This window comes from Methanophagales archaeon (assembly GCA_021159465.1).
GTDB lineage: Archaea > Halobacteriota > Syntropharchaeia > Alkanophagales > Methanospirareceae > G60ANME1.
In genome coordinates this window covers 1-1,365 of sequence record JAGGRR010000071.1, presented here as the reverse complement: position 1 = coordinate 1,365, position 1,365 = coordinate 1, and the positions used below count along the sequence as shown (strand labels likewise).

The following is a 1,365-nucleotide window of genomic DNA, read 5'->3' as shown; positions in this document are numbered from 1 at the left end:
AAGGATGAGGACAAGAGGGAGTTAAAAAGGAAGAGTATGGCAAAAAGTATCATACCTTTCACTTGAAATTAGACGTTCCTACGGGTAAATTATCAGATATTGTGCGAGTAATACCGCTTATCAAAAGCATGTTCAAAATGGTGGATGTGAGGGTAGAAATATATCGGCGGAAAATGGAGAAATGTCTGTGTCAGATTATGAGGATAAAATTAAAGAGGCAATCAAGCAATCAGAAGTGAAGATAGAAGAGGAAGGATTGAATGAGTGAAGGCGTAATTAATGGTGCATTTTAAATCTCCATACATTATAAAGGGAATGAATTTTATTAGAGGTTAATTGAAGCGAGATAAAGAGAAAAAGGAGAGAATGGGGAAGATAAAATGTAGCAGAAGCGGTTGCAACAGACCTGCTGTTATCTATCAGCGCTACTCAGGGCTGCATCTCTGTGAAAAGCATTTCATAGAGTACATCGAGCGGAAAGTGAAGAAAGAGCTGAGGCGACAGATGAAGATGGAGAGCGGTGACAGGATTGCTGTGGCACTGAGCGGCGGAAAAGACAGTTCGGCACTTATATACATGCTGAATAAGTTCTTTCATGACCGCAGGGATTTAGAATTCGTTGCAATCGCAGTGGATGAAGGTATAAAAGGCTTTCGTAAGCTGACATTGGAAAATGCCGAAAAGCTCGTGAACAAACTGAATATGGAGCTCTTCACATACTCCTTCGCTCATGAGTTCGGGTTTACACTGGACGAGATAGCATCAAAGGGATTCGAGCAGGCACCGTGTACATTCTGCGGCGTGCTGAGGCGGAGAGTGATAGACCGTAAAGCGAAGGAGCTGGGCAGTGCGAAGGTTTTTACTGCACATAACCTCGATGATGAAGTTCAGACCATAATGATCAATTACATAAGGGGCGATATAGAGAGATTGAGAAGATTGAAGACGCAACGTATCCGTATTGACGAGTTTGTACCACGAATAAAGCCGCTGCGGAGTATCCCGGAGAAGGAAATCGCTGTATATGCATATCTCGTAGGGCTACCACTGATCACTGCTCACTGTCCTTATGCCAGACTCTCGTTCCGATTCTCGGTGAAGCAGATGCTGAACGAGTTCGAGATGCGGCATCCAGGTACAAAATATTCGCTGCTGCGTGGCTATGAGCGTCTAATGGAGCTCATGCCTGCGCCTGCGGAGCCCACACAACGGCTATTAACCTGCGAGCGTTGTGGAGAAGCTTCAGCATCGAAGTTATGTAAAGTATGCGAGATTATCGCACGGGTCACCGCGCAATTATGATTACCGAGAACAAAATAAAGAAGATATTGGAAGAAGCGGGGATCATCATTTCCGCAGGAGGAA

The 1,365-nt window shown here is 44.5% G+C and carries 1 protein-coding gene; it reads left to right on the top strand.

Features of this window, described 5'->3' with window-relative positions:
• The first annotated feature begins 366 nt into the window (after positions 1–366).
• Entirely contained in the window at positions 367–1,302 is a 936-nt protein-coding gene (locus J7J01_03880) for a TIGR00269 family protein (protein ID MCD6210021.1), read from the top strand.
• Positions 1,303–1,365: the final 63 nt, after the last annotated feature.

Excerpts from the sequence above, each read along its gene's own strand:
- J7J01_03880 (MCD6210021.1), top strand. The coding sequence starts at position 367 with ATGGGGAAGATAAAATGTAGCAGAAGCGGTTGCAACAGACCTGCTGTT.